This window comes from Neglectibacter sp. X4 (genome assembly GCF_009917365.1).
In the GTDB taxonomy this organism is placed as follows: Bacteria; Bacillota; Clostridia; order Oscillospirales; family Acutalibacteraceae; genus Acutalibacter.
Map to the genome: position 1 here is coordinate 1 of NZ_QWLE01000019.1, position 26,707 is coordinate 26,707.

32 protein-coding genes, 1 tRNA gene and 1 pseudogene are annotated in these 26,707 nt (G+C 55.6%); 14 read left to right on the plus strand and 20 right to left on the minus strand.

Annotated features, from left to right (window positions below):
• Nucleotides 1-214 (minus strand): hypothetical protein (locus D1841_RS18705; RefSeq protein WP_207710188.1); only part of this gene is annotated, 214 nt, incomplete at its 3' end.
• A gap of 48 nt (nt 215-262) precedes the next feature.
• Here D1841_RS18705 and D1841_RS08750 point away from each other — a divergent pair.
• The gene (locus D1841_RS08750) at nt 263-811 is read left to right on the plus strand and encodes a hypothetical protein (protein ID WP_160643244.1); all 549 of its coding nucleotides are present in this window, start codon (nt 263-265) and stop codon (nt 809-811) included.
• Here D1841_RS08750 and tnpA read toward each other — a convergent pair.
• The 3 genes and pseudogenes from tnpA to D1841_RS08765 all read right to left on the minus strand — a co-directional run bounded on the left by tnpA (nt 792) and on the right by D1841_RS08765 (nt 1,999).
• A pseudogene (gene tnpA, locus D1841_RS08755) lies at nt 792-1,231 on the minus strand (IS200/IS605 family transposase). The gene D1841_RS08750 and the pseudogene tnpA overlap by 20 nt on opposite strands.
• Nucleotides 1,232-1,382: 151 nt before the next feature.
• A tRNA-Arg gene (locus D1841_RS08760) sits at nt 1,383-1,459 on the minus strand.
• Between the two features lie 108 nt (nt 1,460-1,567).
• Nucleotides 1,568-1,999 (minus strand): helix-turn-helix domain-containing protein, encoded by a 432-nt coding sequence (locus D1841_RS08765; RefSeq protein WP_160643246.1) that lies wholly within the window; start codon nt 1,997-1,999, stop codon nt 1,568-1,570.
• A 477-nt stretch (nt 2,000-2,476) separates the two neighbouring features.
• Between D1841_RS08765 and D1841_RS08770 the strand changes: the two genes are divergently transcribed.
• Genes D1841_RS08770 through D1841_RS08780 form a run of 3 tightly spaced genes read left to right on the plus strand, consistent with a single transcriptional unit; the run spans nt 2,477 to nt 5,411 of the window.
• Nucleotides 2,477-3,766, plus strand: coding sequence for a MurT ligase domain-containing protein (locus D1841_RS08770; protein WP_160643248.1), 1,290 nt, complete (start codon nt 2,477-2,479; stop codon nt 3,764-3,766).
• 1 nt (nt 3,767) lies between these two features.
• A complete protein-coding gene (locus D1841_RS08775; protein WP_201751300.1) occupies nt 3,768-4,559 on the plus strand; it encodes a hypothetical protein in 792 nt (263 codons plus the stop codon).
• Nucleotides 4,560-4,589: 30 nt separating this feature from the next.
• Nucleotides 4,590-5,411: a sugar phosphate isomerase/epimerase gene (locus tag D1841_RS08780; protein ID WP_160643250.1), complete on the plus strand. Its 822-nt coding sequence runs from the start codon at nt 4,590-4,592 to the stop codon at nt 5,409-5,411.
• 82 nt (nt 5,412-5,493) lie between these two features.
• On the opposite strand, the gene D1841_RS08785 is transcribed toward D1841_RS08780, so the two are convergent.
• The 6 genes from D1841_RS08785 to rsxC are packed head-to-tail and all read right to left on the minus strand — an operon-like array spanning nt 5,494 to nt 10,473.
• Entirely contained in the window at nt 5,494-6,285 is a 792-nt protein-coding gene (locus D1841_RS08785; protein WP_160643252.1) for an RnfABCDGE type electron transport complex subunit B, read from the minus strand.
• Nucleotides 6,286-6,298: 13 nt separating this feature from the next.
• A complete protein-coding gene (locus D1841_RS08790) occupies nt 6,299-6,916 on the minus strand; it encodes an electron transport complex protein RnfA (protein WP_160643254.1) in 618 nt (205 codons plus the stop codon).
• On the minus strand, nt 6,916-7,599 hold the full coding sequence (gene rsxE, locus D1841_RS08795; protein ID WP_160643256.1) for an electron transport complex subunit RsxE: 684 nt from the start codon (nt 7,597-7,599) through the stop codon (nt 6,916-6,918). Before rsxE ends, D1841_RS08790 begins: the two co-directional genes overlap by 1 nt.
• A gap of 1 nt (nt 7,600) precedes the next feature.
• Nucleotides 7,601-8,167 carry an RnfABCDGE type electron transport complex subunit G gene (locus D1841_RS08800; RefSeq protein WP_160643258.1) on the minus strand — a complete coding sequence of 189 codons (567 nt, stop codon included), beginning with the start codon at nt 8,165-8,167 and terminating at the stop codon, nt 7,601-7,603.
• Nucleotides 8,168-9,130, minus strand: coding sequence for an RnfABCDGE type electron transport complex subunit D (locus D1841_RS08805; RefSeq protein WP_160643260.1), 963 nt, complete (start codon nt 9,128-9,130; stop codon nt 8,168-8,170).
• Nucleotides 9,130-10,473 (minus strand): electron transport complex subunit RsxC, encoded by a 1,344-nt coding sequence (gene rsxC, locus D1841_RS08810; RefSeq protein ID WP_160643262.1) that lies wholly within the window; start codon nt 10,471-10,473, stop codon nt 9,130-9,132. The genes D1841_RS08805 and rsxC overlap by 1 nt, the downstream gene beginning before the upstream one ends.
• Before the next feature lie 223 nt (nt 10,474-10,696).
• On the opposite strand from rsxC, the gene D1841_RS08815 reads away from it, so the two are divergent.
• Together D1841_RS08815 and D1841_RS08820 are read left to right on the plus strand one after the other, a co-directional pair.
• The gene (locus tag D1841_RS08815) at nt 10,697-11,158 is read left to right on the plus strand and encodes a MarR family transcriptional regulator (protein ID WP_160643264.1); all 462 of its coding nucleotides are present in this window, start codon (nt 10,697-10,699) and stop codon (nt 11,156-11,158) included.
• A 6-nt stretch (nt 11,159-11,164) separates the two neighbouring features.
• The gene (locus D1841_RS08820) at nt 11,165-11,764 is read left to right on the plus strand and encodes a flavin reductase family protein (protein WP_160643266.1); all 600 of its coding nucleotides are present in this window, start codon (nt 11,165-11,167) and stop codon (nt 11,762-11,764) included.
• A 47-nt stretch (nt 11,765-11,811) separates the two neighbouring features.
• On the opposite strand, the gene D1841_RS08825 is transcribed toward D1841_RS08820, so the two are convergent.
• The 8 genes from D1841_RS08825 to D1841_RS08860 all read right to left on the minus strand — a co-directional run bounded on the left by D1841_RS08825 (nt 11,812) and on the right by D1841_RS08860 (nt 20,206).
• On the minus strand, nt 11,812-12,507 hold the full coding sequence (locus D1841_RS08825) for a PilZ domain-containing protein (protein WP_160643268.1): 696 nt from the start codon (nt 12,505-12,507) through the stop codon (nt 11,812-11,814).
• Between the two features lie 26 nt (nt 12,508-12,533).
• Nucleotides 12,534-13,454, minus strand: a complete 921-nt coding sequence (locus D1841_RS08830; protein ID WP_347563972.1) for a diguanylate cyclase — start codon at nt 13,452-13,454, stop codon at nt 12,534-12,536.
• Between the two features lie 692 nt (nt 13,455-14,146).
• Nucleotides 14,147-15,199, minus strand: coding sequence for a spermidine/putrescine ABC transporter substrate-binding protein (locus D1841_RS08835; RefSeq protein WP_160643270.1), 1,053 nt, complete (start codon nt 15,197-15,199; stop codon nt 14,147-14,149).
• 105 nt (nt 15,200-15,304) lie between these two features.
• A complete protein-coding gene (locus tag D1841_RS08840; RefSeq protein WP_160643272.1) occupies nt 15,305-16,642 on the minus strand; it encodes a C1 family peptidase in 1,338 nt (445 codons plus the stop codon).
• 7 nt (nt 16,643-16,649) lie between these two features.
• On the minus strand, nt 16,650-17,474 hold the full coding sequence (locus D1841_RS08845) for an ABC transporter permease (RefSeq protein ID WP_160643274.1): 825 nt from the start codon (nt 17,472-17,474) through the stop codon (nt 16,650-16,652).
• Nucleotides 17,475-17,478: 4 nt separating this feature from the next.
• Nucleotides 17,479-18,213, minus strand: coding sequence for a bifunctional 2-polyprenyl-6-hydroxyphenol methylase/3-demethylubiquinol 3-O-methyltransferase UbiG (locus D1841_RS08850; protein WP_160643276.1), 735 nt, complete (start codon nt 18,211-18,213; stop codon nt 17,479-17,481).
• 38 nt (nt 18,214-18,251) lie between these two features.
• Nucleotides 18,252-19,112: an ABC transporter permease gene (locus D1841_RS08855; protein ID WP_160643278.1), complete on the minus strand. Its 861-nt coding sequence runs from the start codon at nt 19,110-19,112 to the stop codon at nt 18,252-18,254.
• 20 nt (nt 19,113-19,132) lie between these two features.
• Entirely contained in the window at nt 19,133-20,206 is a 1,074-nt protein-coding gene (locus D1841_RS08860; RefSeq protein ID WP_160643280.1) for an ABC transporter ATP-binding protein, read from the minus strand.
• Between the two features lie 415 nt (nt 20,207-20,621).
• Between D1841_RS08860 and D1841_RS08865 the strand changes: the two genes are divergently transcribed.
• Together D1841_RS08865 and D1841_RS08870 are read left to right on the plus strand one after the other, a co-directional pair.
• Nucleotides 20,622-21,260 (plus strand): alpha/beta fold hydrolase, encoded by a 639-nt coding sequence (locus tag D1841_RS08865; RefSeq protein ID WP_160643282.1) that lies wholly within the window; start codon nt 20,622-20,624, stop codon nt 21,258-21,260.
• 159 nt (nt 21,261-21,419) lie between these two features.
• Nucleotides 21,420-21,611: an alpha/beta-type small acid-soluble spore protein gene (locus tag D1841_RS08870; protein WP_160643284.1), complete on the plus strand. Its 192-nt coding sequence runs from the start codon at nt 21,420-21,422 to the stop codon at nt 21,609-21,611.
• A 166-nt stretch (nt 21,612-21,777) separates the two neighbouring features.
• Here D1841_RS08870 and D1841_RS08875 read toward each other — a convergent pair whose 3' ends face one another.
• Nucleotides 21,778-23,406, minus strand: a complete 1,629-nt coding sequence (locus D1841_RS08875; protein WP_160643286.1) for a penicillin-binding transpeptidase domain-containing protein — start codon at nt 23,404-23,406, stop codon at nt 21,778-21,780.
• Between the two features lie 260 nt (nt 23,407-23,666).
• Between D1841_RS08875 and D1841_RS08880 the strand changes: the two genes are divergently transcribed.
• Both D1841_RS08880 and D1841_RS08885 read left to right on the plus strand, forming a co-directional pair.
• The gene (locus tag D1841_RS08880) at nt 23,667-24,068 is read left to right on the plus strand and encodes a TSUP family transporter (RefSeq protein WP_160643288.1); all 402 of its coding nucleotides are present in this window, start codon (nt 23,667-23,669) and stop codon (nt 24,066-24,068) included.
• Nucleotides 24,065-24,442, plus strand: coding sequence for a sulfite exporter TauE/SafE family protein (locus D1841_RS08885; protein WP_160643290.1), 378 nt, complete (start codon nt 24,065-24,067; stop codon nt 24,440-24,442). The genes D1841_RS08880 and D1841_RS08885 overlap by 4 nt, the downstream gene beginning before the upstream one ends.
• 233 nt (nt 24,443-24,675) lie before the next feature.
• Here the strand turns inward: D1841_RS08885 and rpsT are convergent, their stop codons facing one another.
• Nucleotides 24,676-24,936 carry a 30S ribosomal protein S20 gene (rpsT, locus tag D1841_RS08890; protein WP_160643292.1) on the minus strand — a complete coding sequence of 87 codons (261 nt, stop codon included), beginning with the start codon at nt 24,934-24,936 and terminating at the stop codon, nt 24,676-24,678.
• A 216-nt stretch (nt 24,937-25,152) separates the two neighbouring features.
• Between rpsT and D1841_RS08895 the strand changes: the two genes are divergently transcribed.
• From D1841_RS08895 to D1841_RS08910, 4 genes are read left to right on the plus strand one after another with little or no spacing between them, the layout of a single operon-like run.
• Nucleotides 25,153-25,416 (plus strand): helix-turn-helix domain-containing protein, encoded by a 264-nt coding sequence (locus D1841_RS08895; RefSeq protein WP_161879962.1) that lies wholly within the window; start codon nt 25,153-25,155, stop codon nt 25,414-25,416.
• Nucleotides 25,417-25,420: 4 nt separating this feature from the next.
• A complete protein-coding gene (locus D1841_RS08900) occupies nt 25,421-25,642 on the plus strand; it encodes a hypothetical protein (RefSeq protein WP_161879963.1) in 222 nt (73 codons plus the stop codon).
• Nucleotides 25,639-25,896, plus strand: a complete 258-nt coding sequence (locus tag D1841_RS08905) for a hypothetical protein (RefSeq protein WP_160643296.1) — start codon at nt 25,639-25,641, stop codon at nt 25,894-25,896. Before D1841_RS08900 ends, D1841_RS08905 begins: the two co-directional genes overlap by 4 nt.
• A gap of 28 nt (nt 25,897-25,924) precedes the next feature.
• Nucleotides 25,925-26,680 carry a phosphoadenosine phosphosulfate reductase gene (locus tag D1841_RS08910; RefSeq protein WP_237076320.1) on the plus strand — a complete coding sequence of 252 codons (756 nt, stop codon included), beginning with the start codon at nt 25,925-25,927 and terminating at the stop codon, nt 26,678-26,680.
• The last annotated feature ends 27 nt before the right edge of the window (nt 26,681-26,707 follow it).

A 26,707-nucleotide genomic window follows, 5' to 3' on the forward strand; every position in this document is an offset into this window, starting at 1 on the left:
TGTGCAATAATCTGTCTTTTGTGAGGTTAGCTTTTGAGAGCCATCTCGCCGCAAACCCGCATGAATACTGGATTTTTTGCCTGTTTGCTTTCCCTTTCCCCAATAACCTGTGTTCAACGAAATGTATGCCGCAGACATATCGGTCAAGATAAAATCGGCGTATCTTTTCTGGGTGCCGCTTGAGGAATGGAGCCATCAGGATATCCGATAACACAATGGCCAATTCCTTCATAGTCGCCCGTAATACCAAGGCTATTTAAGATTGCCTTTCCTTCATCGCTTTCAAATTCTTCTTTCGCTCTATGTATCCAACAGCTCCCAATCCCCAGCGAATGAGCAGCTACCATTAAATTATCTTTATGAAAAATACCCAGACAATCTTATGATTATAGATAAATTATCATCGGTTCTGCTCAAGGCACTTAATAAAGATGCTGCTATGGACTGGTTGCAAGAAAGAAAAGATGTTTTAGAACAAACACATTCTGTTTCACCAGATGCACATAAAGCTACTATTGAAAAATTCGGTAAAGAAATTGTGGATATGTTATACAATAGCGCACCGAATATGTATAATTTGTGTAGTGAGCGAGTTGAATTAGTCGCAGGTGAAATTGAAACAAGGGGAAAATTATATAATGATTTTGAAAGTGCCATTATATTTTATCAGAAAGAAGGAATCGTAGAGGATTCATCTCCTGAGATTAAAGAGTTTAACTCTATTATGGAATTTTTATATCTTGGTAGAAAGTCACAAAAAGCCGGTAGGTTCAGAGTGCTGCTAAAGCAACCTAAAGCTGCGAAATGGTAAAGTTGTCCGTTCTAGTTTTCTCTTCTAAATCCTGATCCTTGATATACTGCGCTATTACTTCATCTGTCACATTTCCACTGCTTGCTACAAAATATCCTCGTACCCACAAATGCTGTCCCCAAAACTGCTTGTTCAGTTCCTTATACTCCATCTGCAGCTTGCGTGATGTATTCCCTTTGATATATTGTACCAATTTGCTTGCTGACAGATGCGGCGGTACGGATACCAGAAGGTGTATATGATCCTTCCCTACACGGCCCGCTATTATTTCTACCTCATCCGCTGTACACACCATCCGTATCAGTTCTCGCGTTCTATTTAGCTATTTTCCCTACTATTACTGGTTTCCTATACTTTGTATAGTACAATGTGATATTTTATGTCGTATGTGCAGTGTGACGATTTTCGGTAATTTTCCATAGCCTTTCCCCTCAAGTTTAGTATCTCCTTCTTTACCTCTACTAGACCTTTGGCTTCTTCCGTTGACCTAAAGGTTTCGCCTTAAGGCGAGGGTTTTTACCCCATGATACAGACAATAAAAACGGCCAGAAACCGCAGTTTCAAGCCGTTTTGGCGCGCTTGACTGGATTCGAACCAGCGGCCCTCAGAGTCGGAGTCTGATACTCTATCCAACTGAGCTACAAGCGCATATATCATATTTAAGTTGTATGTCTGTGTTTTCTTTTCACATTTTACCCTATGGAAGCCGCAAAAATTGTCGAAACCTGCTGGAGGCCACCTCAATTTTGACAGGGATTATTCTTCCTCCATATGGTCGAAGCGGTTGCGCAATGCCTGGAGCACTGCCTCTGCAGAAAGTTCCTTGTCCCGCAGATAGGCGATAATTTCCCGCTCTTCTGTGGTTAAGTCTCCCACATGCTGGGGGTTGAACCGCTTTTTCCGGGCGCGGTTGGCGGGGACAGAAGAATCAGACAAAGTAAGAAGCGCCTCATCCTCCAGAAAGAAGCTGTCCAGCGGTACGCCAAAAATCTTGGCAATCCGGTTTAACGTCATCGGATCCGGCAGCGTTTTGCCTGTCTCATAATACGTATAAGTAGAACGGTTCATATTTAAGATACTGGCAACTTCCCGCTGTGAAAAGCCCGCCCGCTGGCGCAGCTCCCGGAGGAGGGTGGCCAAATTGGCTCTTTGGCGGAGCTTGTAGGTTTTGCCTGCCTTCTTTTCCATGCCGCGCTCCCTTTTCCGTAAAGATGATGCCAGACCCTTTGCCTGCCCATACACCAAAACAGCATACCCGCTTTTTCTTTGCGGTACGACATATTATAACGTGTTTACGGAAAAAAAGCCAGCATTTTTTAAAAATTTATATAAATCGTGAAAAATTATCACCATCATACATCTGCTTTCTGGCAATGAAACTAAGCGGGGCAGGGAACTTTATAGTAAATGCACTTAAAAATCGGTATAGCCTGATTTTCAAACATGCGGCCTTGCCGCTGGTTCAAAAAGACTGCTGCCTTTTTTGAACTGCGTGACTATACCCCCCCTCCGGCTTGACTATCCCCCCGGGATCGTGTACAATGTTTTCACAAATATCTAAAGGGGGCCATTGCCTTGAAGCGCACCTTCCGCTTTTATTTTGCCTTATTTTTTGCTAAATGCACTGCTTTAGTCCTAAAACTTATCGGACGCAAAGGCACCTCCATGCCCGGCTCCTGGGCCATTATCCTGTGCCCGGACTTTTTAGGCCGCATGCCATTGCCGGAGCAGGTGGTGCTGGTTGCCGGCACCAACGGCAAAACCACTGTTTCAAACCTGGTGGAAGATATCCTGACAAAAAACGGGGTGGAATATCTCTGCAACCGGGACGGGGCCAATGTAAACACTGGCATCGCCTCCTCCCTTATCGCGGACAGCACCCTTTTCGGGCGGCCCCGGCACAAGCTGGCCATCTTTGAGTTTGACGAGCGCTCCGCCCCCCTTATCCTGCCCTATATCAAGCCCCAGGCCTTCCTGTGTACCAACCTCTGCCGGGACGCGCTGGATCGCAACGCCAACGTGGACTTTATTGTGAAGCTTTTAAACGACAACCTATGGGACGGCGCCAAGCTGGTGGTAAACGGGGACGACCTGATTGCCAGCCATCTGGCCCCGGGCAACAAGCGGGTGTGCTTCGGCATAAGCGAGCTGCCTCGGGACAGGGAAGCCCGGCCCAACCTGGTGCGGGACATTGTGGCCTGCCCCCAGTGCGACACGCCCCTCCAGTATGATTTCCTGCGGTATAACCACATTGGCCGGGCCAAGTGCCCCCAGTGCGGCTGGGGCACCTTCCCCATAGACTATGACTGCACCCAGGTGGATATGGATTCCATGCGCTTCACCCTGCAAACCCCGGAAGGGGAGGAGTCATACCGCCTGCCCGGGGAAAACATCACCGACCTTTACAACACTGTCACTGCCGTCTCCTTCCTGCGGGACTGGGGCCTCAGCTACCAGCAGGTGTCCTCCGCATTGGAGCAGGTGGAGCTGGCCCGCTCCCGCTATGATGTGGAGGAAGTGGGGGGGAAGGAAATCATCTTCTGCCTGGCAAAGGGCCAAAGCCCTATTGCCAGCTCCCGGGTGTTCGATTTCATCACCCAGCGGGGAGGCTCTGCCGCCATCATCCTTTTAAACTATGACAGCCACGATCAGGCCCATTCCTCGGAGAATATGGGCTGGATTTATGAGGTGGACTATGAATTTTTGCGGGATGGATGCGTGAAGCAGCTTATCCCTACAGGCAACCGCTGCTATGACTACCAGGTACGCGCCCTTTTGGCGGGCATGGAGCCAGAGCGGGTATGCGCTGCCCCCAAGCCGGAGGAAGCCGCCGCCCTAGTAGATTTGGATAAGGTGGACAAGGTGTATATCCTCCACGCGGTGTTCACCGTGGGAGACGCCCGGCGTGCCCGGGAGGAGCTTATCAGGCGGATAAACGGAAAGGAGGTGGGGTAAGATGAAAATTGAAATCCTGTTTCCGGAATATGCCAACCTGTTTGGCGACATGGGCAACATCCTGTACCTGAAGGCCTGCCTGCCCCAGGCGGAATTCATCGAAACTGCCATGAACGACGCCCCCCGCTTCCTGTCGGAGCCTGTAGATCTCATCTATATGGGTCCCATGTCAGAAGCCGCCCAGGAGAAAATCATTGCCCGGCTTATGCCTTGCAAGGAAAAAATGCAGGAGCTGATAGAGGCCGGCACCTGCTTCCTCTTTACAGGGAACGCGGTGGAAACGCTCTACCAGGAGATCGAGGACGGGAACAGGAAAATCCCGGGTCTGGGGCTTTTCCCCTTTACTGCCAGGCGCTCTTACCTCCACCGCCACAACTCCAACTTTTTGGGGGACATGGACGGCATTTCCATTCTGGGCTGCAAATCCCAGTTCACCATGGCCTATGGGGACAACTCCAAGAATTATTTCGCCAAAGCAGAGCGGGGCATAGGGCTGAACCGGGACACGCCCCTGGAGGGCATCCGCCAGAACAACTTCATCGGCACCAACCTCATCGGCCCCCTGCTGGTGATGAACCCGCCCTTTACCCGCTGGCTGCTGGACGCTATGGGCGCGAAAGGCGTGCCTTTGGCCTATAAAGACGCTATGGAGCAGGCCTATGCCCAGCGCCTGAAGGAGTTTCAGGATCCGGCTGTGCGCATGGAAAAAGAAGGGGACACAAACCAGCTAAGGATTGATTTTTCCCCGAAATCTTGGTATAATTATCTAAAGTCAAAAATGCGCCGGGGATAATCCCGGACCCAAAAGAAAGGATGTATTCCCATGAAAACCTTACCCGTTGCCGTGCAGGTTTACTCCGTCCGTGATGACGCTGAGAAGGATTTTGCCGGCACTATGAAAAAAATCAAGGAAATCGGCTATGACGGCGTGGAGCTTGCCGGGCTGTACGGCAAGGAGCCTGCTGAAATCAAGGCTGCTATTGAGGCTGCGGGCCTGGAGGCCGTTTCCGCCCACGTCCCCTTTCAGGAGTTGGTGGCGGACATGGAGGGCACCATCCAGAAATATGTGGAAATCGGCGTGAAATATATTGCCATCCCTTATCTCATGGAGGAGGATCGCCCCGGCACCCCCAAGTTTGAGGGCAATGTGAAGCTCTTTGAGGAAATCGGCAAGGCCTGCAAGGCCCATGGCATCCAGACCCTGTATCACAACCACGACTTTGAGTTCATCAAAATGCCTGACGGCCGCTATGCCTTGGATTATATCTACGACACCATCCCCGCCGACATCCTGCAAACGGAGATCGACACCTGCTGGGTAAACGTTGCTGGGGAAAACCCCGCTGCGTACATCAAGAAGTATGCAAACCGCGCCCCTGTTGTCCACCTGAAGGACTTCTACAAGGAGGGCAAGCCCGCCAATATGTACCAGCTTATCGGCACCGACGTGGAGGAGCAGGAGAGCCATGGCTTCTTCGAGTTCCGCCCTGTGGGCAGCGGCATGCAGGACTTCCCCCCCATCCTGGAGGCAAGCGTGGAAGCCGGTGCCAACTGGGTAGTGGTAGAGCAGGATCAGTCCAACGGCCGCACCCCCATGGAAGCCATCACCATGAGCCGTGAATATTTAAAGTCCCTGGGCTGGTAAATTTTTTTACCGCAGCAGCTTAAAAAACCCCCTGGAAGCTTTCCGGAAAGCTTCCAGGGGGTTTTTCTGTATGGGGAAGGGATTACGCCTCCAGCATTGTGATTACGTGCCGGGGGCAGCTTTCCACACACAGGCCGCAGCCAGTGCATTTCTGCGGATCTACAGCGGCACAGCCGTTTTCCATCGCGATGGCCCCTTGGGGGCAGGTTTTCACGCATTTGGTACAGCTAATGCAGCCCACCTTGCACACGTCCATCACAGCCTTGCCCTTGTCGCAGTTGTGGCAGCGCACCACAGCCTGCTTCTTGACAGGCGCCAGGGAAATAAGCCCTTTGGGGCAGGCCGCCACGCATTTGCCGCAGGCTTTGCACAGGGCGGGGTCAATTTTCGCCACGCCGTTGCACACCTCTACCGCGCCATAGTCGCAGGCTTTTACGCAGTCGCCTAAGCCCATGCATCCAAAAAGGCAGCTGCTGGAGCCGCCTGCCAGCAGGATGGCGGCGCTGCAGCCCTCTATGCCGTCATACACCAGCTTGTCCGTTGTGTTATCATAGCTTCCCATGCACCGCACCAGGGCGGCTTTTGTCTCCATTTCCACATCGCCTGCGCCCAGAACCTCCGCGCACTTTTTAGCCACAGCCGGCCCGCCGGGAGAGCACAGCCCTGGCTGGGCCTCGCCCTGGGACATGGCAGCGGCATAGCCGGAGCACCCGGAATAGCCGCAGGCGCCGCAGTTTGCGCCAGGGAGGATTTCTTCCAAAGCCTCTGCTTTCTCATCCTTGGGCACCGCCATGACGATGGACGCCACCGCCAGGATAATGCCCGCCAGCAGGCCGATGATACCCACAATGAGTATAGGGGTGATAAATTCCATAGTTTCCTCCTCCTTACATCAGGCGGTCCACAAGGCCGTTAAAGCCCAGAAAGGACACAGCCACCAGGGAAGCCGCCACCAGGGTGATAGGCAGGCCCTGGAAGGTTTCGGGAATGTCGCAGTCCTCCAGGCGCTCCCGCACCCCGGCAAAGAGGATCATAGCCACCAGGAAGCCGATGCCGGAGCCAAAGGAATTGACCAAAGACTGTAAATACCCGAAGCTGGGATCTGCCGCGCCCTTTTCCAGCACCAGCATTGTCACGCCCAGCACGGCGCAGTTGGTGGTGATAAGGGGCAGGTAAATGCCTAAAGCGCTGTACAGCGGCGGCATGTATTTGCGCAATACGGTTTCCAAAAGCTGCACCAGCGCGGCGATAACCAGGATGAACACAATGGTCTGGAGATACCCCAGGCCCTGGGGCACCAGCAAATACGTGTAAAGAGGCCAGGTAACGGCAGTGGCAATCACCATCACCACCGTTACCGCGCAGCTCATGCCAAAGGCTGTGTCCAGCTTCTTGGACACGCCTAAAAAGGGGCAAATGCCTAGGAATTTATTGAGCACATAGTTTTCTGTCAGGATAGCCGCCAGGAAAATGGCAACCAAAGTTTTCAGTGTCTGTCCGTCCATTATTCAGCCGCCTCCTTTTCCTGTATTTTAGAGCAGGAAGCCGCCAGGGGGCAGTGGGCGCAGCCTGTGGAGGCCGGTGCCTTCCCCTCCTTGGAGAGCTTGCCTGCCAGGGCAATCAGCATTCCAAACACAAAGAACCCGCCGGGAGGCAGCAGGAAAATGATGACAGGCTCCATGAAGCCGGAGAGGACAGGCAGGCCGAACACAGTGCCCGCGCCCAAAAGCTCCCGGATAATGCCCATAGCCAGCATGGCGGCTGTGAAGCCCACGCCCATGCCCAGGCCGTCAATAATGGAGGGCAGCACCTTGTTTTTGCTGGCAAACATCTCCGCCCGGCCCAGAATAATGCAGTTCACCACAATCAGCGGCAGGAACACGCCCAAGGCGGTGTCCAGGGCCGGGGAGAAAGCCTTGATAAAAAGCTGCACCACAGTAACGAACCCGGCAATGATGGTGATAAAAGCCGGGATGCGCACCTTGTTGGGGATGACATGCCGCAAAAGGGAGATGGCGGCGTTGGAGCACACCAGCACAAAGGTGGTGGCAGCGCCCATGCCAATGGCGTTAGAGGCGGCAGTAGTCACCGCCAGGGTGGCGCAGCAGCCTAAAATCAGCCGCAGCACCGGGTTTTCCTTGATAATGCCTTTTGTAAACTCACTCCACAGGCTTCTTTTTTCCTCCATGTCATTTCCCCCCTTCCGAAGCGTAAGCGTCCTGATACATTTCAATGGCGCTGTTGACAGCGTTTGTAACAGCCGCGCTGGTGATGGTAGCGCCTGTCATGGCCTGTATTTCGCCTTCATTTGGCGCCTGGAATTTTACAACCTGAATGCCGCCTGCCAGGTTCCCTACTGGCTGCTTATACTGCTCCCGGAAGGATTCCTTCTCCGCGTTTGCCCCAAGGCCGGGAGTCTCGCTGTGGCTTAACACCACCACGCCGGTAATCTCCCCTTCCGTGCTGATGCCGGTCATCACTTTCACCGTGCCGCCATAGCCCTTGCTTTCTGTTTCAAACACATAGCCAACTGTCTGTCCCGCGCCGTCCAAGCCTGCATAGTGGCTGTCCCGCTCTTCAAAGCTTTCCGCGCCGGGCAGCACCACCATCCGGGATTCCTCCGCTTTCTGGGCCGCCGCCTGGGCGATGCGATCCTCTGTCAGGGCGTTGGTGCCTGCCAGGGCCGCCGCCACCACAATGCAGATGGCGAACAGGATAGCGGCTGGGGCCAGCACGCTTTTTGCGTCCAACTTCATTCAGGCCGCCCCCTTTCCTTTTTTCTCTTTAGGCTTTCCAAAGGCCCGGGGTTTTACATACCGCTCAATAAGGGGCGTGATAATATTCATCAGCACGATGGAATAGGAAACGCCCTCGGGCAAAGAGCCAAACTCCCGGATTAAAATGGTCAGCACGCCGCAGCCAATGGCAAACACAATCCGCGCCTTCCAATAAAGGGGGCTGGTGGTGTAGTCCGTCGCCATGAAGAAGGCCCCCAGCATCAGGCCCCCCGCCAAAAGGTCAAAGAGGGGATCCCGGCCTAAAATGGCGGAGAACACCGCCACAGTGGCAAGGTATGTAACCGGGATAACCGGGCTTATCACCTTCCTGGCAATCAAATACAGCCCACCCAGGATGATAGCCAGAGCGCAGGTTTCGCCCAGGCAGCCCCCATGGGTGCCCCAGAGAAGCTGCATGTAGTCTGGGGCGCTGTTAGGGGAATTTACATACATCATGCCGGAAAGGGGCGTGGCGGTGGTCACCGCGTCTGCGGCGGCGCCGTAATCAAAAGCCTCTGTCCAGTGGGTCATGGGGGCGGGGAAGGAGTTCATGAGGATGATGCGGGCAGTAAGGGCCGGGTTTACAAAGTTCTGCCCAATGCCGCCGAACATCTGCTTGACCACCACAATAGCCGCCACGCTGCCGAACACCGCCATCAGGGGGTTGATGGTGACGGGCAGGTTCAAAGCCAGCAGGATGCCTGTCACCACGCAGGACAGATCCCCCACGGTCTGGGGCCGCTTCATCACCCGGCGGGAAATGTACTCGCTTGCCACGCAGGCGGCAATGCAGGTGACAATCACCACAGCCGCCCGGATGCCAAAGATGATAACGGAAGCTATCATGGCAGGGGCAAGGCCGATAATCACGTCCAGCATAATGTTCTGGGTTGTCTTTTTCCCGTTAAAATGGGGGGAAGACGATACGATAAGCTTGTCCATTATTTCTTCCCTGCCTTTCTCACAATGGATTTCCCCATCCGGATAGCCTGCACCAGCCTGCGCCCGGCAGGGCAGGAGAAGGCGCAGCAGCCGCACTCCATGCAGGTCATTACATCCAGGGCCAGAAGGGACTCCGCGTCTTTTTTCTCCGCAGCCTTCTCCAGCTTCGTGGGCATCAGCTCCATGGGGCAGGCAGCCACACACCTGCCGCAGCGGATGCAGGCGGTTGTCTCATAAAGCTTTGCCTCCTGCTGGTCAAAGGCCAGGATGGCATTGTTCTGCTTTAAAATGGGCAGCTCGTCCGAGGTGATGGCAATGCCCATCATAGGCCCACCCATGAGCATTTTCCGGGGCGGGGCCTTATAGCCGCCGCAGAATTCGATTACATCCTTAATAGGCGTGCCCACAGGCACAATCACGTTTTTCGGCTCCTTTATGGCGGAGCCGTCGATGGTCACCCGCTTTAAGGTAAGGGGCATCCCGGTGCGCATATAGCTTGCCAGGAACGACACCGAGGCGATGTTCATCACCAGGCACCCCACGTCAGCGGGAAGCTGCCCGGCAGGCACCTTCCGCCCTGTGCAGGCCTGCACCAGCACCTTTTCCGCACCCTGGGGATAGCGGCTCTTTAAAGCCAGCACCCGCACCTCGTCTTTCGGATCCTTCTCCGGGTCGTCGGCGATTTCCGTCAGCCTTTCAATAACGTCGGGCTTGTTGTCCTCCACCGCGATAATCACCCGGTGTACGTCCAGGATTTCCTTGACCTTATAGACGCCCTCCAGCACGTTTTTACCGTTTTCCAGGGCCTCCCGGTGGTCGGAGGTGACATAAGGCTCGCACTCCGCCACGTTGATAATCAGGGTGTCAATGGACTTCCCGTCCGGGACGTTCAGCTTTACATGGGCCGGGAAGCCTGCGCCGCCCAGGCCCACCAGCCCGGACTTCCGGGCCGCTTCTGCCAGCTCTTTTTTATTGGTAACCGGAGCCGGCGGGGCAATAGCGGGATCCGCCTCCATCTGCCCGTCAGATTCGATTACCACTGCTTCTGTGGCCTGCCCGCCGGTAAGCAGCACCTTTGTCACCTGCTGCACTGTGCCGGACACAGAAGCGTGGATAGGCGCGCACACAAAGGCTTCGCTGTCGCCTATCACTTGCCCCAGGTAAACGTGGTCGCCCTTTTTCACTGTAGGCTTGCAGGGCGCGCCAATGTGCTGCTGCATAGGGATTATAACCCGTTCAGGAGGCGGCAGCACAGCCGTAGGTGCGTTCCACGTGTTTTTGTGGTGTGGCACCGGCGCTCCGCCGTGGGTTCTGAAAGGGTGCTTGGGAAACTGCTGTTCCATGAGTTATTTCCAGCCTTTCTTTCATAGTTCTTTGCCGTTTAAACGCGTACTGTTTCTATTTTACATGAAAATCCATATCCTTGCAACATAATTTAAAAGTTTGTCCATGTTTTGTTCACGATTTCCCGCTTTACAAGGCCCGCATCATCCTATAGGATAAGAGCAGGGAAAAAATGCTTGACAAAACAAGTTCTATATAGTACCATTTACAAGGAGGGCGCATATGGAAACCAGGACGGGCTTTCTCATCACGCAAATCAAGCAAGTGCAGGGCCGGGTGTTCCAGCGCCTGCTGGACGCCTGCGGCGTGGACGCGTTCAACGGGGCGCAGGGGCGCATCCTTTACGTGCTGTGGCAGGAAGAGCATGTGCCCATCAGCGCCCTGGTGCGTGGCACAGGCCTTGCAAAAAACACCCTTACAGCCATGCTGGCCCGCATGGAGGAACAGGGGCTGGTCACCCGGGAAACCAGCCCCCAGGATCGCCGGCAGGTGCTGGTGGCGCTGACAGGGAAAGCCAGGGGCCTGCAGGCCCCATACGAGCAGGTGTCTGAGGAAATGAACAGGCTGTTTTACCAGGGCCTCACCCAGGAGGACGCCGCGCTGCTGGACAGCCTGCTGGACAAAATCCTGCTGAACCTGGAAGCATGTGAGGCGCGGCTGAAAAATCCACAAAAGAAGGAGTAATGCACCATGGGAAAAATGAAAGGCAGGCTGGGCAACGATTTCTGCCCCCAGCCCCTGTTCCTGTACGGGAATTACCAGGCGGACGGCACGCCCCACTTTGGGCTGTTCTGCTGGTTCAGCTACTGTTCCCTACAGGATGGGGAGGAAGAGGCGTTGGGCGTTATGGCCTGCATCGGGGAAGAAAAGCTGACAAAAGACCTTATCCGGGAACAGGGTATGTTCTCCGCAAATCTGGTCACCCGCCCGCTTTTGCCCCTTGCCGATTATTACGGCACCACTTCCGGCCGGGAGTTTCCGGATAAAATGCGCCGCCTTCCCACTGTGGAGCCTGGCCAGATGCTCCATGTGCCCACCATTGTGGAAAGCCCGGTAAGCTTTGAACTGAAGGTGGTGGAGGAACGGCGCCTTGCCGCTGGCAGCGGCCTGTTCCTCTGCCGTGTGTGCAATGTCATGGTAGAGGAGGGGCTGGCGGACAGCTCCCTGCCCTTTATCCAGCGCCTGCATAAGGCAGATCCTGTCATTACCGCCGGGGAGGCCCGGTACGCTTCCATTTCCGGGGAAGATCTGGACGCCTGGGGCGAACCTGGGGCCGCTCTGCGGCAGTAAGGCCGCTCAGATGGCGGTTGCAGGTTCAGCATATGAAAGAGGGGCCGCTATAAGCGGCCCCTCTGTTTTCGCTGGGATACAAAAATATCCTGGGTGATTTTTTCCTGATCCTCCTCGGTCAGCCCTAAAAAGCGGCAGCCGTATTCAAACTTCCTGCCCTCTTTTTCCGTAATACGCACCACCTGGCTGAATATGGCCGACACGGGCCTGTCCTCCAGCAGCTTTACCTTCAGCAGGAATTTGTCCCCCATATGGTATTTATAGGCTGAACTAATGGCTGCGCCCCCCACGCTGATATTCAGCAGCTTGCAGGGCTTTTCCCCTATTCCCAAACCGCTGAAAACCGTGGCGGTTGCGTCAAGGTTTGTGAGGAGGCGGAAGAAAGCGCGATCATTTGCCACCCTGGAGATCTTCAGCTTCTCCACTGCCCATATTTTATGGGCAGCAGGGGCTATATCCCCCTCCATGTAGACAGCTTTCCGCTGATAGTCGCTGTACCCCCGTATTTTGGCATGAACCGGCCCTTCCCCGGGGTCAAAAGCCAGTTCAGAATACTGGTGCAGATCCGCGCTGCTTTCGTGCAGGTTCAGCAGCTTTGCCACAAAAAGCATACGCTCGTTCGCGTCCATTACCTCCACGCGCATACCAGAATAAACCACCATCTCTTCCGCGCCCCGTGGTTTTTTGCCCTCCTGCGGCGTCTTTTTAGGCGTTTTCTTTCCGAACAAATTGAACAGTCCCATATGTTCCTCCAGCTTCTATCCTGCGCTCACTTTTCCCACATCTGCTTCAGCCGCTCGTCCGCCCAAACCACCTGGTTGCGCCCGTGGTTTTTGGCGTCATACAGCATGGTGTCTGCAATTTTCAGATAAACAGGATAGGTGTTTTCCGGCGAAGGGACAACCGTAACCCCTCCTATGCTCACCGTAACCCACTCGGAAACAGACGGGTCGTGGGGGATGTGCATCTCCTCCACCGCTTTCCGGATTTTCTTTACGTGCCCGAATATTTTTTCCGAAACGTCCCCCATGGAAAGGGCCACAAACTCCTCCCCGCCATACCGGGCCAGGAAATCTGTGGTGCGGTGCAGGTGGGACGAGATGGTTTTGGCCACAGCGGCAATCACCTTGTCCCCCGCGGGATGGCCAAAGGTATCGTTATAAGCCTTGAAGTGGTCAATGTCAAACATGCAGATAGAAAACGGAACCCGCAGCCGGGAGGCCTCGCTCCACTTGGTGATGCTGGTACGCTCATACCTGCGCCTGTTGGCAACCCCGGTCAACTGGTCTGTCAGGGACTGCCGCTCAGCCTGCCTGCGGTAATTGTACAATTTAATATGGGTATTTACCCTTGCCTTTACAATCAGGGAATTAAAGGGTTTTGTGATGTAATCCACAGCCCCCAGCACCAGCCCGTACTGCTCGTTTTTGGCGTCGGAAAGGCTGGTAATCAGGATGACGGGTATGCTTTGGGTGATAATTTCCTCCTGCAGCTTTTTCAGGAGGGTAAAGCCGTCCATGCCCGGCAGTACCACGTCCAGCAGAATCAAGGAAAAATTGCCGTCGCGCACACAGCTTAGCCCATCTTCCGCTGTCTGTGCAATGGTAACATCATACTCATCATCCAGAATAGACTTCAACCGGGCTGACTGCACAATGCTGTCGTCAACGATCAGTATCTTTTCCATCATTTGCGCTCTCCTTCCTTCGATATGCTCGCGAACATTTATGCCAGGCTGATTTAGAAGAGGATTTTCAGCCAGGTGTATCCGCCATTGAAGTAAATGTTCATTTACTCTGTTTCAAAAATACAATATATAAAGCCTTTTTCCAGAAGCGCACAGCCGTCCTGGCATATACGGAAACCAGCCCGTCCAACATCCGGGTACATGGCACCCTGTTAGAAGAGAAACACCACCGGAAAGCTTCCTCAAACGTCCCGGCCATAAAGCTTGGCGTTTCATTTTGGCTCTTTGCATTATACACTACTCCGCCCCGGTTCGCAATACTTTTTTCCAAATTTTGCAGGCTTTGGAAGGATGCCGCCCACGGGCAGGAGGACGCGTCTCAAGACAGCCGCCTACAGGCGGGATATAGGGCTTGTTCCTGCTTAGAACAGGATATGATTTTTCTTCCTTCTGTGTGCATGGCGGCGGGATTAGCTGTATAGTTAAAGCAGTTTAGAAAGAGGCAACAGCTTTTTTTGAACCAGTAGCAAGGCCGCGTGCTTCAAAATTGGACTGCACCGGTTTTGAAGTGCGTTTACTATATGCCGCCGTTTTCCCCAAAAGAAAAAACAGGGTGCGGAAAGCCGTCACACAGCTATCCCGCACCCTGTAAAAGAGCCAGGCAGATTCACCAGCCCAGAGCCTGAGAGGACAATTTACTCGCAGGCCGCTTTAAATTCCGTCCACACCTTCTGGTGCTCCTCCATGGCCTCGGCGGAAATGTTCTCGATCATCTCCATGTTGTCCTTTGAGAAGGAGTCAGGCAGGGTAAGGTAAGGCCGGGTTTCCTCGGAGAGCTTTTCCTCCGCGTCTTTGTTCGTGCAGTAATAGCCCAAAAACTCAAAGCACTGGGCGGAAATATCCGGCTGCAGGATGTAATCCATAAACTGGTAGGCCGCTTCCGGATGGGGCGCGTTTGCAGGGATGAAGCTTGCCATAATGCCAAAGCCAATGCCCTCCTCCGGGAACGCCACCTTCAAATCGGAACGGGTGGTCAGGGCCAGGGTAGCCTGGGAGGTATACATCACTGCCGCGCCCACTTCCCCGGAAATCAGATCGTCCTGGAGGTTGTCATCCTTAATCAGCCGGACATTGGGGGCCAGCTCCAGAAGCTTCTGCCCCGCGGCCTGGATATCCCCGGTGTCCTCTACATTATAGCTTTTCCCCAGCACCTTTAAGGCCATGCCGTTTATCACCCGGTAGTTGGCAATCAGGCCCACATTCCCGGCAAGGGCGGGGTCCCACAGATCCCCATAGCCCTTTATCTCTCCCCCCACAATTTCGGGATCGTATACGATGGTCTGCACCCCCGCGCCATGAGGCACAGTATACTCGTCCTGGGGGTCAAAGAACTGCCCCTGGTACAGGGGGTTGATGCTGCCCCAGTTGGAAAGCTTTTCTTTGTCCAGCTTCTGGGCCAGGCCCTCCTGTATCACCGTTTCGATGATGTAATCGTCTGCCAGCACCAGATCGTATTCCCCGCCGCTGGCGGCCTCCAGCTTTGCCAGCATGGTTTCGTCATAGTCGAAGTTTGCGTAATTGATGGAAATGCCTGTCTCCTCTTCAAAGCCGTCCAGCACCTCCTGGGGGAACATGCCTTCCCAGGTGTAGAGCACCAGCTCCCCCTTGTCCCCTGCCTTGCCGGAGCATCCGGCAAACAGGGACAGGCACAAAAGAAGGGACAACAGCAAGCAAGTCATTTTTTTCATAGCGTAACTCCTTTTAGATAAGCCTAAAACATATTCCTGATACGGATATGTTCTATTGGTTTTCGGGTCAATCCCTTTTTTCAAAAGGGGTTGCGGGCAGGCGCATTACAGCGCCAGGGAACCCATGGGATCCCAAGGCTCCAGGGGGATGGGGGGCTGGGCAAGCTGGCTTTGGCGCTCTTCTGAAAGATACTTTTTATGGACTACCACCTGGTAGGTGTATTCCGAGAACCACTCGTCGCTCATCACATAATAGCCCTCGTCCCCAGGCTCTTTGCCCCAACTGTTTTCCACACGCCAGCGGGTAGGACTGCCCTTTTCGTCCAGGTTCACCCCCTGGAACACCATGGCGTGGGTCATCAGGCTGTCGCCATAGTCAAGCCGCTGGGCCTTGTTCATGCCAAACTTTGTGCCAAACAGCTCGTCTGCCCGGATGGCCCCCAAGTCCATAATGCCGCTGTCCCGGATAGAGCTTTGGCCCACGTCGCAGCCGAACCACACGGGCTTGCCGTCCTGCATCTGGGCAATGGCCGCGGCCTTCAGCTCCTCAATGGGCAGGTTCAGGTATTTTACAGGCCGGCCCTCTGTTATGTTGCCCAGCATCTTGACGGTATATGTCCTGTAATAGGGCTTGTCGGCAGTGGGGGCGTTGATGAGGCTTACATAATCGTCCATGTTCCAGCCCACATACTTTTTAAAGAACGCCTGCCCGGTAAGGTTCTCCTCCCGGATAAACTCCTTGTCCTTTGTGCGGACCTCCAGGGTAAAGGCCTGGGGCGGCGTGCCCAGGCAGATGCACAGGATGTTGTAGATATCCTGCATCATGCCCTCCTTTTCCTCCCGCAGCGCCTCTATGGACTTCCCGGCGGCATGGCCCTCCCGCAGCACGCAGGCGAATTCCCGCAGCTTTTTCGTCATGTACCGGGTCATCTCCCGGGTGGAGGAGGAAACAGCGGTTTCCGGCATGGCGTCCTTGGGCGCCACGCCGTATTTATTCACCAGGTTGCACAGCATGTCCCACTGGCCCCCGTCCCCCAGGGGATCCTGCAGCAGGTGGGCAACCAGCCGCCCGGCGGTGGGCTCCTCCAGGGTTGCCAGGATGTTCTCCAGGAAATAGTTGGACTTTTCCAGCTTGTCATAAAACAGGGTGTAGTTCTGGGAAAGCTCGAAGGTGTCCAGGTTCAGCTTTTTGATAATGTCAAACCGCATGGTGTTCAGGGCCGCGAACATCCAGCACCGCCCGGTCTGCTTCTGGTTGGTGATTTTCCCCTGCTCCAGGCGGATGGAATACTGGTGCCTGTTCTTCCGGGCCGCCCCGGGATCTGTGGCGGACTTCACCACCCCGTTTGCTGTGCAGGCCCGCAGGGCCACGTTTTTCCCCGCATCCTCCGCAAAGGCCTTTCTGTACTGTTCCAACTGTTCCAATGTAATGTTCTTTTCCACGCTTCGTTTACCTCCTGTTGTTTTTTGCAGGCTGGGGGTTTTCCCCGGCAGCCTGTTTGTTTTTCGGCGTCCTGCCCAGCCATACCGCCAGGCCGCATAAAACCAGCACCGCCCCAAAGAGCAGGGTACACAGTGCGTTTATCTCCGGGGTAACCCCGGTTTTTAACTGGGTATAGATTTTCACCGGCAGGGTGTTGGTGTCCACGCCGGTTACGAACACGCTGATAATCACATCGTCAATGCTCATGGCAAAGGCCAGCAGCATCCCGGAAAGGATAGCGGGGGCAACCAAAGGCAGGGTAATGTCGAAAAACACCCGCTGGGGCGAAGCCCCCAGATCCAGGGCCGCCTCCGCAAGGCTGGGATCCATGCCCACAAGCCTTGCCTTCACCAGCATAAATATATAGGGGATGCAGAAGGCTGTGTGGGCCAGCACCAGAGTGCCCATGCCAAAGGGAATCCCGATGAGGGAGAAGAAAGCCATAAACACCATGCCCAGAATAATCTCCGGTATCATAATAGGCAGGGTGGAGATATACTCCACAGCGCCTTTGGTGCGCAGCCGGGCCTTTGTCATGCCGTAAGCCCCCAAGGTGCCGATAACAGCGGCGCAAAGGCAGCTTGCGGACCCCAGGATAAGGGAATTGCCCAGGGCTTTAAACAGGGCCTTGTCCCGGAACAGGGCCTCATACCATTTCAGGGAAAAGCCCCCCCATACAGAGCTTATTTTGCTCTCGTTGAAAGAATAGAACACCACCAGCAGGATGGGCACATACAAAAGGGCCAGGATAACCCCCAGGTAAATATTGGGCAGCTTTGTGCGGTTCTTCATGCCTTCACCCCCGCCCTTTCCGCGCCGACACCGCCAGCATCATGGGGCGGCGCATTTCGTCTGCCATGCCGGGCAGCTCCATCATGCCTGCCGGGGGCTGGGGCTCCCGCACATGCAAAAGGGAAAAGCCCTCTTCCAAAAGCCCGTCTATATAGGAAGTAAGGGTGCGGTGGTGCTTCTTCACAGGCTCGCCCAGAAAAACAGACTGCCGCTCCCCCTCGTAAAAATAGCTGTCCACCGGGAAATGGCGGATCTGCCCCTCTCCATCATACACCCAGTCCTGAGGCCCCTGGGCGGTAAACACCGGGTGCTCCGCTGTAAAGACAAACACCCCTCCCGGCGCCAGCCAGCCATATATCTTATGGTATACGGCCTGCAGGTCTGCCACATAGTGGAGGGCCAAAGAGCTTATCACCACGTCAAAGCTTTCCGGGGGGAAAGCCGCCTCTTCTATGGACAGCAGGCGGTATTCCACAGCCTCCCGGGCATTTTTCTCCCGGGCCGCCTCCAGCATCCTTTGGGAGCAGTCTGCCCCCACCACAGAGGCCGCCCCGTGATCGGCGGCCCAGGCACAGTGCCAGCCATAGCCGCAGCCCAAGTCCAGCACCCGCTTCCCCGCAAAATCCGGCAGCATGGCCTTAAGGGTTTCCCACTCCCCGGCCCCTGCAAGGCCCTCTTTGGATCGCAGCATATTCCCATACTTTTCAAAAAACACGGGATTGTCATATTTATTTTCCATCGCAGCCACTTCCTTTTTAGAAAACTCCTGCATACCGCTTACACCAGCCCTTCCAGTTCCTTCACGCCGGAAAGCCGCCGGTACAAGAACAGCAGCAGGGTGGTGATAAGCAGCAGCGCCACGGACAGGGCGGCGGCAAAGGGCCAGTTGTGGGCCTTCATAAGCTGCTCCTGTATCAGGTTCCCCACCAGCACCACCTTGTTCCCGCCCAGGATGTCCGCAATGAAGAACAGCCCCATGCTGGGCACAAAGGTGAGGATAACCCCGGACAAAAGCCCCGGCAGGGTCAGCTTCAGGGAGACAGTGCGGAAAGCCTGGAAGGGCGTGGCCCCCAAGTCCCTGGCCGCCTCCACCAGGCTGAAATCCAGCTTTTCCGCGCTGGAATAGACGGAGAAAATCATAAAGGGCACCAATGCGTACACCATGCCCACCACCACAGCAGGATAGGTGTATAAAAGCTTTAAAGGCTCTTCTGTAATGTGCAGGCTGGAAAGGATGCTGTCCAGCACGCCCCCGGCCCGGAAAATGATAATCCATCCGTACAGCCGCAAAAGGGAGCTTGTCCAGAAAGGGATCATCAAAAGCATCATGGTGCGCTTTTTCCATTTTGCCGTAAGCTTTGCCATGAAATACCCGAAGGGATAGCCAATGGCAATCACCAGCACTGTGCTTACCGCCGCCAGCTTTAAGGATTCCCAGAAGGTGGCAAGGTACACAGGCTGGAAAATATCCTGATAGTTCCGCAGGGTAAAGGCCGGCACCACCCCCCAGGTTTCCGCCCGGGTCATAAAGCTCAAAGCCAGCATATACACCAGCGGGCCTGCCACAAAGGCCAGGGTGAAAATATACAGCGGCAAAACCGCTAACGCGCCGCCGCGGGCTTTCCTCTTTTTTTTCATAGGCTCCCCCTCCTTTTACTCTACAAGTCTACCGGGCAGGCAGAAGCCGGCTCCCACTGGATCTTCACCGGATCCCCAGGGGCAAGGCCCGCGTCTATGCCCTGGCGCATGCAGATAAATTCCTCCCCGCCGGAAAGCTCCACCGCAATGCGCAGCATTCCCCCGGAAAAGCTTTTTTCCTTTACAACCCCGGGCAGCCCCTCGTCCTGCCTGTCAAACTCCCTCACAGCCTGGGCCTGCTCTCCCCGCAGGGCCAGGGTGACAGGCTGCCCGGGGGCAAACCCATGGCCCCTTGACAAAAACCGTCCGCCGCCCTGGGTGCCTGTAAAGGAAACCACATCCCCCTCCACCTTTTCCACTGTACCATGGACGATGTTCGCCGCCCCTACAAACCGGGCTACATAAGAGGTTTTGGGGGCGTCATACACCTCGTTGGGCGGGCCAATCTGCTGGAAGCGCCCGTCCTTCATCACCGCAATGCGGTCAGACATATTCAGGGCTTCCTCCTGGTCGTGGGTGATATAGATAAAGGTAATGCCCAGCTTTTTTTGCAGGCGCTTCAGTTCCTGCTGCATCTGCCGGCGAAGCTGCAAATCCAAAGCCCCCAAAGGCTCGTCCAGCAGCAGGAGCCTGGGTTCATTTATCAAGGCCCGGGCAATGGCCACCCGCTGCTTCTGCCCGCCGGAAAGCTCTCCGGGCATCCGCTTTTCAAAGCCGGAAAGCTGCACCAGTTCCAGCATTTCCCCCACCCGGCGGCGGATTTCCTCTTTAGGGGTTTTCCGGATTTTCAGGCTGTAGCCCACGTTTGCCCCCACGTTCATGTGGGGGAACAGGGCATAGCTTTGAAAAACTGTGTTCACGTCCCGGCGGTTCGGCTCCAGCTCCGTCACATCCTGTCCGGAAAGCAGCACGCGCCCCTTGTCCGGCGATTCCAGCCCGGCAATGATGCGCAGGGTGGTGGTTTTGCCGCAGCCGGAAGAGCCTAAAAGCGTGATAAACTCCCCCTGAGAAACTGACAGGCTGATGCCCTTTAAAACCCTTGTGTCCCCAAAGCTTTTTTCTATGTCCGCAAGCTGCAAAAGATATCCGTCCAAACAGACCATCCTCCCAAGGCCCCCGGCGGGGAAAGTATACTAAATCAGTGTAGTTTTAACATTTTCTGATTATACCCGCCCGGGCAGGCTTTGTCAAGGTGTGCGGGGAAGCAAAAGCTTGTTTCCGCAAGAATTCACAGACCAGGGGAATACGCGCAGGCCGCCGGGGAATGTCCAGGGAACCTGCCCCGGCCTTGGGCTTGTTTGAAAAATCGCAAACACCGTCTTTTTGCCTAAATCCGGGCGCTTTCTGTGTTGGAAATCCTCGACAGGCGACAGCCTGTTTTGCGGTTTCCGCCTTGAAAGCGCCTCGCCCTAGACAAAAATCCGGCACTTTCTCTATTTTCAAACAAGCCCTTGCCCCAGCTTAGAAAATCAGGTATACTATTTGCAAAAGCCATAAGGAGGATCCTTTATGAAAACTGCCGCGCTGCTTCTCCACGGCCTGGGCCAGTCTCCCGCAAGCTGGGACAAGGTGCTGGGCCATATGAAATCCCCGGGGCCTGTGTCCTGCCCGGATCTTTTCTCTTTGGCAGGCAGCGGGCCTGTCACCTATGAAAAGCTGTACCAGGGCTTCTGCGCCTTTTGCGAAAAGACAGAAGGGCCTTTGGCCCTCTGCGGCCTGTCCTTAGGGGCAGTGCTGGCCTTGGCCTTTGCTCTGGAAAGGCCGGAAAAGGCAAGCGCCTTGGTGCTAATTGGCGGGCAGTGTGCCATGCCCCGGGCCTTGCTGCGGGTGCAAAACGGCATATTCCGCCTGTTGCCCTCTAAAGCCTTCCAAAGCATGGGCCTTGCAAAAAAAGATGCGCTCAGCCTCACCCGCTCCATGCTGGGGCTGGATTACCAGGGCCGCCTGCAGGAGGTTGCCTGCCCTGCCCTGGTGCTCTGCGGGGAGAAGGACAGGGCAAACAAAAAAGCCGCCCGCGCCATGGGAAAGGGAATCCCAAGGGCGCGGCTGGCGTTTATCCCCGGCGCTGGGCATGAGGCCAACATGGACGCGCCGGAAATGCTGGCGGAGATGCTGGAAACATTTTTTGCGGAAAACTGTGGGGAGTGAAAAACATTTCAAGCTTTCGCCTTTAAAAGTTTTCCGGCGGCATCCTGCTGGGAAGCGGATATCCCTGCAAGATACAAAAATTGACATTCATAATGCGGGGCGCTGGGTCAAAAATACCTAATGCAAACGCGAAAAAAACTTTTGAAGGAGAGAGTTATCATGAAAAGCAATTCTGTTATGGTGCCTGAAGCCAAGGAAGCCATGGAGCGTTTTAAGATGGAGTCTGCCTCTGAGGTGGGCGTGAACCTGAAGCAGGGCTACAACGGCGATCTCACTTCCCGCCAGGCTGGTTCCGTAGGCGGCCAGATGGTGAAGAAGATGATCGAGAGCTACGAGAAGGGCATGAAGTAAAAGCCCAACGCCAAAGCTTCTGAAAGCTGCCCGCAGCCGGGAAGGAGCATCCAGCCGGCAGGGCAAAAGCAGGCGGTTCAGGAAAACCTGGGCCGCCTGCTTTTTCGCGCATAAAAAGGGCGCTTCCAAAGCAGGGAGCGCTCCTTTCCATGGCTGTCCGTTTGGGTCACGCCTCAGGGGAGGCTTCCTTCTCCCCCCAATACAGCGCCGCAATGTCCTCTGTCACCTGCTTGAACACCCTGGCGGCAGCGCCTCCGTCGTCCGGGGTGGATTCCCGGAACACAGTGACGCAGTAGCGCGGCCCGGTGCTGTCGCAGATAAAGCCGCTGTACCAGAAGTGGAGCAGCTCTTCGCCGTCCCGGTACACCCCTGTCTGGGCCGTGCCGGTTTTAATGCCCACTGTCAGCCCCTCCGCCGCGCCGGGACGCCCTGTGCCGTTTTGGGCGGCGCTTTTCAGGTATGCCTGCAAGGTGCGGGCTGTGGAGGGCCGCATAACCTCCACCTGGCGGTCTGTCACAGGGGAAAAGGGCGTGAGGTTTCTTTCCCCGTCCACCAGCCCGGTTATCAGCTTGGGGGTACTGTAAACCCCGCCGCTTGCCACGCAGTTCATCATGGCGCACACCTGCAGGGGCGTGGCGGTCAGTTCTCCTTGCCCAAAAGCAAAATTCCCCAGCGCCCGCACGTTTTCCAGGGCCTTGCCCTCTGGCAGGCTTCCTGGCTGGGTGTGCAGGCCCCGGCCAAATTCCTGTTCCGAGCCAAAGCCCAGGTTATAGGCCATGCTTAGCACCTGCTGGCCTCCCAGCACCCGGGCCGCGCTGATAAAATAGCAGTTGCAGGATTTTTCAATGGCCCCCTGCAGGCCCACCTGCCCATGGGCTGTGCCGTCAATGCAGTGGAACAAAAGCCCCCCGGCGTTGATGGATCCGGTACAGGTAAAGGCCTGGGGCGCGCCGCCCGCCTCCAGCAGGGCCGCCGCTGCCGCCACCTTGAACACCGAGCCTGGGGCATAGGCGCAGAAAGCCCGGTTGAGAAGGGGGGAGCCTTCCGCCTCTGTGGCCTGGGCCATGTTTTCAGGGGAATAGTCAGGCACGCTTGCCAAGGCCCGGATTTCACAGTCCGGCACCTCGGTTACCACCACCGCCCCCTGCTCCAGCTCTTGGGCCGCCGCCTGCACCCTCTCCTGGAGGGCGCTGTCCAGTGTCAGGGCCACGCCGCCCTGGGCCTCCTCCATGGTGTCTATCACCAGCCTGTCCGCCCCGGCTATCACCCGGCCCAAAGCGTCCACATGGTAATAGACAGAGATTTCCCCCGCATAGGAGGAGAGCACGTCGTCCATTGCCAGCTCCACCCCGGCCGCCCCAAAGCCCATGCTGTCCAAATATCCCACCACATGGGGGGCCAATTGGTTTTTCCCATAGCGCACCGGGACGGAAAACAAATCCACGCACTCGTGCTGTACAGTGTAGGGCAGCACCATGGAAAAGGGCTTGCCGTCCTCCAGGGCCAGGGCCAGCCGCTCCCGGTACCGCCCGCCAGTGGCCTTTTCCAGGGCGCCAATGGCCTCGATGCCCGGGGCCACAGCCGCCACCTGCCGCTGGAAAGAGCCGGTAAGGGGCGCAAGGTTGCAGTCGTATATAGCGCCCCGGGCCTTTGCCACCTCCAGCTTGTAAACGCTCTGGCGGCCCGCGGCGTCCACATACTCCGCCCCGCCGGAAACCTGTGTGATAGAATAGCCTGCCGCCGCCAGCAGTGCCAGCAGCAGCAGGAAAACCACGTATGCCCTTCGTTTTGCCATAGTCCCCTCCTGCCCATTCCCTGTGCCGGGAATTTCCGTTTTTTGCTATGGCTATAGCCTGCCCCTTTTTGAGGGATACAGTCTTAAAAACTGGAAAATATTTTCCCCGGCAAAAGACAGGAGACACAGCGAAAATGACAAAAAGGTTACAAAACAGCGGTTTTTTGCACCAAATTACCATGATTCACAGTTTGTTCATTTCTGAAGCCGCATCCCAGCCGCCCTGGAAGGGCATAGGATAAACAGGCTTTTCCTGGGGAATGCTGGTACAGGCGGCAAAAAGCCGGAAAGGGTGGACGCGCATGAAAGAAAACTGGAAATATGGAACCATCGGGGGGCTGGCGGGCCTTGCCAACGGCTTTTTCGGGTCCGGGGGCGGGCTGTTCCTGGTGCCCCTGCTCACAAAATGGGCTGGCCTGGAAAGGCGCAGGGCCTTTGCCACCTCTGTGGCGGTCATCCTGCCCCTGTCCCTGGTTTCCGCCGGGGTGTATTATTGTAAAGGCGCGCTGGATTTGGCGGGCTGCTGGCCCTATCTTGCAGGGGGATTTTTAGGGGGCCTGCTGTCCGGGAAAATTTTCCAGAGGGTGCCCCTGGCCTTTCTGCGCAGGGCCTTTGGGGTTCTTATCCTCTATGGGGGCGTAAGGGCGGTGCTGGCGCTGTGAACTGGTTTTTCCCGCTGTTGACAGGCGCCCTTACAGGCCTCCTCTCCGGCTTTGGCATAGGGGGCGGCACGCTGCTGGTGCTGTGGCTGACCCTGGCGGAGGGCTTCAGCCAGCTTCGGGCCGGAGGCGTGAACCTGGCCTATTTCCCCTGCTGCGCCCTGCCCGCCCTGCTGGGCCACGTGAAAAACCGGCTGGTGGAAAAGAAAGCGGCCCTTTGGTGCGCCCTTTTCGGCATACCCGCCTGCATCTGCGCGGCCCTGCTGGCAGCAAGGCTGGACACCACCCTGCTGCGCCGCTGCTTTGGGGTGCTGCTGCTGTTTGTAGGGTGGCAGGAGGTGTTCCCCCAAAAGCGGGAAGGGGAAAAAGGCCCATAAAAAGCAAAAAGGCTTGTACCCGTTACAGGTACCAAGCCTTATAGCCTTATAGTTTTGGAAAGCCGCCCTTTAGGGCTTGTTCGAAAAATCGCAAACACCGTCTTTTTGCCCCAAACGGGCGTTTCCCTGTGTTGGAAACCCTCGAAATACGAAAGTATTTCTTGCGGTTTCCGCCTTGAAACCGCTCCCTTTGGAACAAAAATTCCGGCACTTCCTCTATTTTCAAACAAGCCCTAGGCGCTGGCGTGCAGCTTCTTGTCGAGGGCTGACTTCTTTCTGGCAGCCGTGTTTTTGTGCAGGATCCCCTTGGCCACAGCCTGGTCGATCTTCTTCACGGCAACACGCACCGCATCGGCCTTGTTCTCCGCATTGCCCTCAATGGCAGCGTTGGCCTTCTTGATTTCAGTCTTCAGTTGGGAATTGACAGCGCGGTTCTGCATGGTTTTTGTGCTGATAACTTTCACACGCTTCTTTGCCGACTTAATATTTGGCATCAGTCACACCTCCTTACTTTCCCGTTTGCACAGCAATTATCATACCACGGAAAGGGGAAAAATGCAAGAGGTTTTTTGCGCTGTGTTTGCGGCCGTAGGTTGTAATATTAAATGCGAAAGAACACGAAGCCCCCAAAGCGGGGGCGGGAGAGTTCTTCCGCATTTATTTTTTTTACCATAAAGCGCGGAAAATGTCAATAAGAGGGGTGAAAAAGCATGGCGGGAAGGTACAAATACCTGACGTTTGAAGATCGGCAGAAAATCGAAGTGTGGCACGCCCGCGGGGATCGCCCGCTTGAAATTGCCGCGCGGCTGGGCGTGCATACGGCGACGATCTACAACGAGTTGAAGCGCGGCTACGTCGGGGAGCTGGACAGCAGGCAAAGGGAAATCTACAAAGCGGAGCGGGCGCAAGCAACCGTTCAGGAGCATTTCAAGCGGCGGGGCAGGACGGCGGCCACGGCTGGGAAGGGAGGTTAAGACCGTGACAGAGTATGAACGGATCACAGAAAGCCCGCAGGCGTTGGCGGCCTTCCTTCGGGAATTGCCCGTATTAGAAGCCCCGTGGGATCAGGCTTTCCAGAAGCAGTATTGCGCGGGGTGCGCCGCCACAGATTGCGACGCTTGCCCGAATGAGGCGTGCCGGAATAATCCGGCGTGGTGGCTGGCGCAGGCGGCCACAGAGGAACGGGGGCGTTCAGAATGAGCATTTGCCGGGGGTGCGGGCGTGAAATCGACTGGATCAAGACGGTTGCCGGAAAGAATATGCCCGTTGATCCCGCGCCCGTCTTTGTGATCGAAGGCGGCGGGAATGACCGCTTTGTAACGGACGAAGGGGAGGTTATCACCGGGCGCGTTGCCCGCCCGGAAGAGGAAAGCCGCGATCTTCCCGTTGCATTCGTGCCGCATTGGAAGACTTGCCCGAATGCCGGGGACTTCCGGCACAAGCGGCGGGCATAGGCGCACAACGAAGGGAGCTTTTCAGACTATGCGGGAATATTACATTGCTTCCGTGAGCTGGGGCAAAGATAGCCTTTATATGCTTCTTCGGCTAATGGAAGAAGGCGTGCCGCTGAATGAAGTTGCGTTCTATGATACGGGAATGGAATTTCAAGCGATCTATGACATACGGAACAAGGTTTTGCCAATGCTTGCAGAACGTGGGATAAAATACACCGAATTTCACACAAAGAGGCCGTTTCTATACGATATGTTAGAAAAACCCGTAAACGGGAAAAACGGCCTTCATTTGGGGTATTCGTGGTGTGGCGGTTGCGCCCGCTGGGGAACGGCAGGGAAACAACAGGTTTTAGACGCGAACGCGAAGAAATACGCCGATAGCGGGTATACCGTATTTCAGTATGTGGGGATTGCCGCAGATGAACCGAAGCGCATTGAACGTTTGCCGCCGCAGAAGATCGCCCCGCTTGCTATTTGGGGAGTGGCCGAAGCGGAATGCCTGCAAGGTTGCTATGATCGGGGCTTTGAGTGGAAAGAAAGCGGCTTCCGTCTTTATGATTTGCTGGATCGCGTTTCGTGCTGGTGCTGTGCAAACAAAAACTTGAAGGAGCTTCGCAACATTTACGTTCACCTTCCGGAATATTGGGAGCGGCTAAAGGAAATACAGCGTCACACAGACCGCCCTATGAAGGGGCCGGGAAAAAGCGTGCTTGACCTTGAAACGCGCTTTGCCGCTGAAATTGCCCGCGAAGAGGAAAACAAGCAACTAACGCTATTCACGTAAACCCGCAACAGCAGAAAGGAGCTATTC